This window comes from Spirulina subsalsa CS-330, assembly GCF_028330765.1.
Taxonomy (GTDB): domain Bacteria; phylum Cyanobacteriota; class Cyanobacteriia; order Cyanobacteriales; family Spirulinaceae; genus Spirulina; species Spirulina subsalsa_A.
In genome coordinates, this window is sequence record NZ_JAQMTY010000280.1 from 1 (window position 1) to 6999 (window position 6999).

Here is a 6999-nt window from a genome sequence, read left to right on the forward strand (position 1 = left end):
CACTTGGGTGCGTTGGCTTCTCGATTTTAACACAAAACTGAATTCAGTCGTCTCCCGTTGGTCGGTTTATTGGTTGGCAAAAATTCATCTCACCGCTAACCTAACGGTGTAGCGGGAGTCCTCTTTTTGCATTTAAGATAGGGGAGGCTGGAGGGGGTTGAGAAAATAGCGAGCCGTCACCATCCGTTTACAACAATGATGGCACATCAATTATGAAGGGAATCTGAATCCTTCCGGTGCGATCGCGCTCCTAGTCTGCGGTTCCGGCTTGAATGGATTCGACGCTGGCTTTGATTTCATCGAGGGTTTTGAGCACTAACCGTTTCGCCTGTAATGACCAACCCCAGCGTTGGATTTTAATGGCCAGAAAAAAACCGATCCCCGTGGCGAGAAAATCTAGGGGCTGCTGGGCTGAAATGCCAAATAATAACCCCAAACCACCAATCCCCCAACAGGGCAGGGCTAACACTTGGCGATTCGTTTCGACCACTTGGGCGAGGAAATGGGTGGGAATTTCGGCGGCGATTTGATCCCGGATGGCCTGCTGTTGGGGATAGGGAACGACGAAGCCGAATTTGCGGCGCAATTTTTCGATTTTGCGGGCTTCGGTGCTGTATTCCGTGAGTTGGTCTTCGGCGAGTTGGATCAAGTGTGCGGCTGAACTCATAGGTTTTGGCGAGTGGGAGGATGGGAAACACGATGACGGGGGGCGATCGCAGTTAGGGGCCTTGTCCTCCACATCCGTCAACCGACCAGATTCATTTTAAAGCGGAACGGGATCAAGGGTGGATTGTGCCCCTGCCCCGCCCCCGTTCCTAAAGAATTGCTGCAATTCTGAACGGGTCACGAGATTCGTCCATCAAGATAGAGTTTGAACCCTCACACCCTGTTGAATCACGCCATGCTTGAACACGATGTCATCATTGTTGGCGGTGGCCTTGCCGGATGTCGCGCCGCCTTGGAAATTAAACGCCGTGATCCCAAGCTAGATGTGGGCTTAGTGGCGAAAACTCACCCGATCCGCTCCCACTCCGTCGCCGCCCAAGGGGGGATCGCCGCCACCCTGAAAAATGTTGACCCCGAAGATAGCTGGGAAGCCCACGCCTTCGACACGGTGAAGGGTTCGGACTATCTCGCCGATCAAGACGCGGTGGAGTTGCTCACCCGTGAAGCGCCCGATGTGATTATTGACCTCGAACATATGGGGGTGCTGTTTTCGCGCCTGCCCGATGGCCATATTGCCCAGCGGGCCTTTGGGGGGCATTCCCATCAACGCACCTGTTATGCGGCGGATAAGACGGGTCACGCGATTTTGCATGAGTTGGTGAGTAATTTGCGATCGCAACAGGTCAAAGTGTACGACGAATGGTACGTGATGGACTTGATCCTTGAAGATAACGAAGCCAAGGGGATCGTCATGTACAACATTCTCAACAGCCATCTCGAAGCGGTGCGGGCCAAGGCGGTGATGTTCGCCACCGGGGGCTATGGCCGCGTCTTTAACACCACCTCCAACGACTACGCCTCGACGGGGGACGGCTTGGCGATGTGTGCGCGGGTGGGGTTGCCCCTCGAAGATATGGAGTTTGTCCAGTTTCACCCGACGGGCCTCTATCCGGTGGGGGTGTTGATTTCCGAGGCGGTGCGCGGTGAAGGGGCCTATCTGCGCAACAGTGAGGGCGATCGCTTCATGGCCAACTATGCCCCCAACCAGATGGAACTGGCCCCCCGCGACATCACCTCACGGGCGATTACCCTCGAAATTCGGGCCGGGCGGGGCATTCATCCCGACGGCAGCGCGGGCGGGCCCTTTATCCATCTGGATTTGCGCCACATGGGGAAAGAGAAAATCATGAGCCGCGTTCCCTTCTGTTGGGAAGAAGCCCACCGCCTCTTAGGAATCGATGCCGTGGAGCAACCGATGCCCGTGCGGCCCACGGCTCACTATTCCATGGGCGGCATTCCGGTGAATACCTCCGGCCAGGTGCGCCGCAGTGCCGATCAACTCGTCGAGGGCTTTTTCGCGGCGGGAGAGGCGGCCTGTGTGTCGGTGCATGGGGCGAATCGCTTAGGGAGTAATTCCCTTTTAGAATGTGTGGTCTATGGCCGCCGGACGGGGGCGGCGATCGCAGAATACGTCCAAACCCGCAAACTCCCCAGCTTCGACGCACAGACCTATTGCGATCGCGCCCAAATCCGGATGCGCCAAGTCCTCGAACAAGAGGGCGACCTCCGCTTAGGGGATCTACGCCAACGGTTCCAAGACTGCATGAGCGAACATTGTGGCGTATTTCGCACCGCCGAGATCATGCAAGCGGGCTTAGATCAAGTCCAAGCGTTAAAGGCAGAATACGGGCGGATTCAATTGAGCGATCGTACCCTCGCCTGGAATACGGAATTAATCGAAGCGATCGAACTCCAGCACCTGATGGTCGTCGGCGAAGTAATCCTCACTTCCGCCCTCCACCGTACCGAAAGCCGAGGCGCACATTCCCGCGAAGACTTCCCCAACCGTAACGATCAAACCTTCCTCAACCACACCCTCGCCTACCATTCCGCCGCCGGCGTTGATCTCGCCTATATGCCCGTCGTCATCAACCGATTTGAACCCAAAGAGCGCAAATATTAAGCAAGTTATTGGTACTTTCAAGAGTGATCATTTATGGATTAATCACAAAGTAGGCTGAAGCTATTTTTATAGCTGAGGAAGATTGCTATTTTGCAAGAGTTCAAGCAGTTCAGGGATGTGGTACTGAACTACATCCCAGAGAATTTTGAGATCAACTTCCTTGTATTCATGAACAATCCGGTTACGCATTCCACGCATGGCAGCAATGGGAACCTGAGGATTAAGCGTTTGATAATCAAGGCTAAGACGATTGGTAGCTTCGCCAAGAATGGTAAGTTGATAAAGGACTGAAGACTGAGTTTTTAAGTCACGATTAAATGTTTCCTGATTTTGTCCTTGGCTGAATTCAAGAATTAGGGTGCAAGCGTGGATTGCGTCCAGAAGATATTCGCGATCGCGATTCATAGGGAATAGATGAGGCGGGCATGGTTAAGAATGGCAGCACGGCGGATCGGGTTGTGGCTTTGTTCGATTGCTCGCCGCGTTGTGAGGTCAATGGGACGATTTTGAAGCAGGGGACTCAGTTGGCTTTCGATCTGATCAAGGTCAAAAAACGTAATCTGAGCCGTAGGGTGAAAGGTCGCGAGAATATCGATGTCGCTGGTAGGGCGGAAGTCATCCCGGAGCACAGAACCAAAGAGTTCAAGCTTAATAATTTGCCACTGTTGGCAGAGGACTGAGAGGCGATCGCGCTCCACCGTGAGTCCAGGGCGAATTTCTAAACAATGGGGAGTCCTGTTGATCATGTGCTTGATGGTTGGGGGGCGTGGATTATTCCGCAGCTTCGGCGATCAGGGTTTGGAAGCGTTGCCATTGTGCGGGGGTGATGCGGAAGTTGGTGCTGTTGGGGGCGCGGATGATCGTGAGGTCTTTGAGGATGGGGTCTTGGCGGACGGTGGTGCGGAGGATGGGGGTGGTGAGTTTTTGAGTGAAGTGGAGCAGGGCTTGGGGGCGAGTGCCGATCCGGCTTTTGTCGATCCAATAGGCGCGATCGCTCGGATTCGGCATCAATTCCGGCAGGCCGCTGATGGTTGCGATCGCATAGGCCCCCGCCTCTTTCCCCGCAATCCAAACGATCACCCCATCCCCCAGGGCGATCTCCTTCGCGTACCGGGTCGTCAGCCACGGCATTTGATCAAAATCCCGAATTGCATCCTGAATCCGATAATATTTCGGGTTGCCTTGAAACAGCCAATACGCCATGAGAGATCACCATCATTTAGAGGGAAATTGTATCAGGTTGATTCCCGGCCTGTTGGAATTTGTAACGATCTCTCAAAGTCCCTCGCCCTGACTGGGAGAGGGATTTAGGGTGAGGGCCTCTGTGGTACTTGCATCAAGAATTGGGATTAGCCCATCAAGACTTCGCGCTCGACGGTGATGCCATCAAGATAGGTGCGATCGTCGCAGAGGTGGGGTAACTTTAACTGCGACTCCAGCACACCCCGCGCTAAGGAACGGCGGCGCAGTTCGCTAAAACTCCCCGGCGCGAGAATCCGCAGGCGTGGATTTGGGATTGGCTGCGGGCGGCGGTAGGCATAGGATGCATGGATGCTGGCGAGGATTTGGTCAAACCGTTGAATAAACTGATCCGGCTGTGCTAAAACCTGCCCCGGTGCGAGTTCGATGTTGACGCGATAATGGGGCGGGATGTCGTCGGAAAGGGTAACGCAGAAATAAGTGAGGGTGAGATTAAATTCGGTTTGGAGTTGGTTGAAGGTGGCGACGAGGTGATATTCGGTGGTTTTTTCGGTGGTGGCGGAGAGGAGACCGCCGCGACGATGGCGAAAAATCAGCATCGGTGCGTCATGGTAAAACCCTTCGATTTCCACCACATCGCCGATGTCGTAGCGATAGAGACCATTGAGGGCGGTAACAAGGATGCGGTAGCGATCGCCCACATTCACTTCGTGGGGTAGCACCGTTTGCGGTTCTGCCGCCTCCCATTCCGATTCAGGGATAAACTCATAAAACCCACTATTCACCGCCAAAATCGCCCCATCCGTCCCAAAATCCCGATGCATCCCATACACCGCTTCCGCAGAGGAATAGGTTCCCCCAAAGATGGGTAGATCGCCGAAATACTCCGGGAATCGCTCAAAATAAAAGTCCGACGTGCCGCCCCGCGCCGTGATCATAAACGAGAGCTTGGGCCAAGCGTCTTTGGGGTAGAGATGGCCGGTATTGTGGAAAATTTGGGCGAGTTCGGCGGCGCGGTGGGGGTCGCTGCGCCATTGCCGGGTGAGGCGACGCTTAAGAGCGGCATCCAATTGCAGCCAGTCGGGTAATGTGCCGGTTTTGAGGTCGTGGATGAGGCTGGGGGCGTGGCGTTCGATCGCTTGGCAAAAGGTGAGGGCATAGAGGGGAAAGGTGGCACTGAGCAGGCCAAGATTGCGATCGCTCAACGCAAACAAGAGCGCCAAATAATTGCGCGTTTCGCCATCCTCAATCCGCAACACATCCACCGGATGGGCGAACACCTGCTGATAAATCGGCCCCAACAGGTTAATATCCCCCACACTAATCGGCCCGTAGGCCACCCCCTGGGGCGAATAGCCGAAGGGCCGCGCCGAATTATTAAACAACATCTTCCCCAAGGGACGGCGATCGCGCTTCGCTGCCCAGGCGGCAAACCCCATCGCCACCTGATTCGCCCGACTGACGGCCTGGCGCGATCGCTTCGTAATCGGCAACATTTTGCGATTGCCCGTCGAACCGCTGGTAATGCTGAAATAAATCGCCGGGTCGGGGGTCATCACATTTTGCTCCCCCTGAAACATCCGCTCCACATAGGGTTCATAGGTGCTGTACTGCGTCACCGGCACTTGCTGGCGAAAGTCTGACAGGGTTTGCACCGTGCCTAATCCCAAGGCCTGCCCTAAAACGGTGTTGCGATTGACCTGAAGCAACTGCGCTAAAAATTCGGTTTGGATCGCAGCGGTGCGTTGGGTCTGCTGAATAAAGCGGTTACGAGCGTGGCGGGCCGCTCCTCCAATCAACGCCAGCAACAGGTTAGCCATGAATTTTTGATACTCCCGCGATCGCGAATGATTCAGTGCGATTATCGCAGAACAATTCCCAAGGTGATACTTAATCCCCAATCTCGATGCAGGGACTACACTGGCCCTCACCCCAAACCCCTTGTCCAGTGGACGAGGGGCTTTAGATGTTGTTTGACCAAAACCAAACCCATGCAATCAATGACGAGATACATCAATGGGCTGTGCAACAGTTTGCCACGCCATCGGGTCAACGCTGGCTTGTTCAATTGAAACACAAGCAGAAAGCGGCGGGCATTTACCATGCTCCTCTTTAACTTGTCAACATACGGAATGTCAGTTTGAGGGGTGAGGTGTCAACGGTTTTAATCTGCATCGTCAACGTGTTAATTGGTTGAGTGCGGTTTCTAACGTATGGGGGGATTTGTCGGGGGGCGGGGAGAATCGCGGGTACAGTCAGAGGGTGAAGCGATCGCGCAATGCCGGATCTTCCTGCGGCAACAGATACGGCTGACTCGACAGCGCCGGACGGGAGGCATAGCGTCCCTCAATGCCACAAAGATATTGATCAATGGCATAGTTCGTCTGATTCCACACCGCTACCCCCGCAACATCGGGCGGAATATCCCGCAGCATTTTTTCAAACACTGAGGCATGATACGCCAGAGCATGAGTGCAGGTTATGACACGGCAAGGATGTTCTAGGGCTTGACAGTCAGGTGCGAGGGGAAACTGATTCCCCCATCGATGTCCCCCCATTTGAAAAATCTGCCAATCTACCCGCTTTAACTCTTCAACACAACGCGATACATCCTCCAGAATCGTATCTAAAAAAAGCGCATCATCTTCAAAGACAAGCACATTATCTAATCCCAATTTCTGGGCGCGTTCAACAATTATCCGATGGGATAATGTACAGCCAATATAATGGGATTCTGGGGTTTCAATGGCAGAAAAACGATGTACCCGATGTAAAATTCCGAGGTGATAAAAGCGTTGCTCCATGGCCTGCCACCGTTCAGATTGTCGATCTAAGTTGATGCAATAAATCGCATCAAAATAGAAAAATGGATTTTCTAGTTCGGTGATGATCTGCTGCTTGACTGTCGCAAAAGCACGGTGACCAAAATAGTCCGCTCCATGCTCAAACATTGGCTCTAGCGGCCATCCTAATTCGTGAAACGCGATCGCCTGATTCCGGATCGCCTCTTCCCAGGGCAACCATCCCAAGGGATTGGGCAGCGGCAAGGCTCCACGCTGTAACCGTGACCATCCCAAACAGGGTAAACATTGCACCGTGCCCCCTTGGCGACGATACTTTTCTTGCACATAGCCCACCAATCCCCCCCGTCCCCAAAAATGCGGATTCAA

The 6999-nt window shown here is 54.0% G+C and carries 8 protein-coding genes; 2 read left to right on the top strand and 6 right to left on the bottom strand.

Going from position 1 to position 6999, the window contains the following annotated elements; genetic code table 11:
* Positions 1-250: 250 nt before the first annotated feature.
* Positions 251-667, bottom strand: coding sequence for a hypothetical protein (locus PN477_RS19245; protein ID WP_272115677.1), 417 nt, complete (start codon positions 665-667; stop codon positions 251-253).
* Positions 668-901: 234 nt separating this feature from the next.
* Between PN477_RS19245 and PN477_RS19250 the strand changes: the two genes are divergently transcribed.
* Complete coding sequence (locus PN477_RS19250) at positions 902-2629, top strand: succinate dehydrogenase/fumarate reductase flavoprotein subunit (RefSeq protein ID WP_272115678.1); 1728 nt, start codon at positions 902-904, stop codon at positions 2627-2629.
* A 66-nt stretch (positions 2630-2695) separates the two neighbouring features.
* Here the strand turns inward: PN477_RS19250 and PN477_RS19255 are convergent, their stop codons facing one another.
* From PN477_RS19255 to PN477_RS19270, 4 genes are all read right to left on the bottom strand, one after another.
* A complete protein-coding gene (locus PN477_RS19255) occupies positions 2696-3034 on the bottom strand; it encodes a HepT-like ribonuclease domain-containing protein (protein ID WP_272115679.1) in 339 nt (112 codons plus the stop codon).
* The gene (locus PN477_RS19260) at positions 3031-3375 is read right to left on the bottom strand and encodes a nucleotidyltransferase family protein (RefSeq protein WP_272115680.1); all 345 of its coding nucleotides are present in this window, start codon (positions 3373-3375) and stop codon (positions 3031-3033) included. Before PN477_RS19260 ends, PN477_RS19255 begins: the two co-directional genes overlap by 4 nt.
* A gap of 25 nt (positions 3376-3400) precedes the next feature.
* Entirely contained in the window at positions 3401-3832 is a 432-nt protein-coding gene (locus PN477_RS19265) for an EVE domain-containing protein (RefSeq protein WP_272115681.1), read from the bottom strand.
* 146 nt (positions 3833-3978) lie between these two features.
* Positions 3979-5649, bottom strand: a complete 1671-nt coding sequence (locus PN477_RS19270; protein WP_272115682.1) for a GH3 auxin-responsive promoter family protein — start codon at positions 5647-5649, stop codon at positions 3979-3981.
* A gap of 146 nt (positions 5650-5795) precedes the next feature.
* On the opposite strand from PN477_RS19270, the gene PN477_RS19275 reads away from it, so the two are divergent.
* A complete protein-coding gene (locus PN477_RS19275) occupies positions 5796-5945 on the top strand; it encodes a hypothetical protein (protein ID WP_272147563.1) in 150 nt (49 codons plus the stop codon).
* A gap of 139 nt (positions 5946-6084) precedes the next feature.
* On the opposite strand, the gene PN477_RS19280 is transcribed toward PN477_RS19275, so the two are convergent.
* On the bottom strand, positions 6085-6999 hold a 915-nt coding region (locus tag PN477_RS19280), incomplete at its 5' end, for a glycosyltransferase family 25 protein (protein ID WP_272115683.1).

Excerpts from the sequence above, each read along its gene's own strand:
- PN477_RS19250 (WP_272115678.1), top strand. The coding sequence starts at position 902 with ATGCTTGAACACGATGTCATCATTGTTGGCGGTGGCCTTGCCGGATGT.
- PN477_RS19255 (WP_272115679.1), bottom strand. The coding sequence starts at position 3,034 with ATGAATCGCGATCGCGAATATCTTCTGGACGCAATCCACGCTTGCACC.
- PN477_RS19275 (WP_272147563.1), top strand. The coding sequence starts at position 5,796 with ATGTTGTTTGACCAAAACCAAACCCATGCAATCAATGACGAGATACAT.
- PN477_RS19265 (WP_272115681.1), bottom strand. The coding sequence starts at position 3,832 with ATGGCGTATTGGCTGTTTCAAGGCAACCCGAAATATTATCGGATTCAG.
- PN477_RS19270 (WP_272115682.1), bottom strand. The coding sequence starts at position 5,649 with ATGGCTAACCTGTTGCTGGCGTTGATTGGAGGAGCGGCCCGCCACGCT.
- PN477_RS19260 (WP_272115680.1), bottom strand. The coding sequence starts at position 3,375 with ATGATCAACAGGACTCCCCATTGTTTAGAAATTCGCCCTGGACTCACG.
- PN477_RS19245 (WP_272115677.1), bottom strand. The coding sequence starts at position 667 with ATGAGTTCAGCCGCACACTTGATCCAACTCGCCGAAGACCAACTCACG.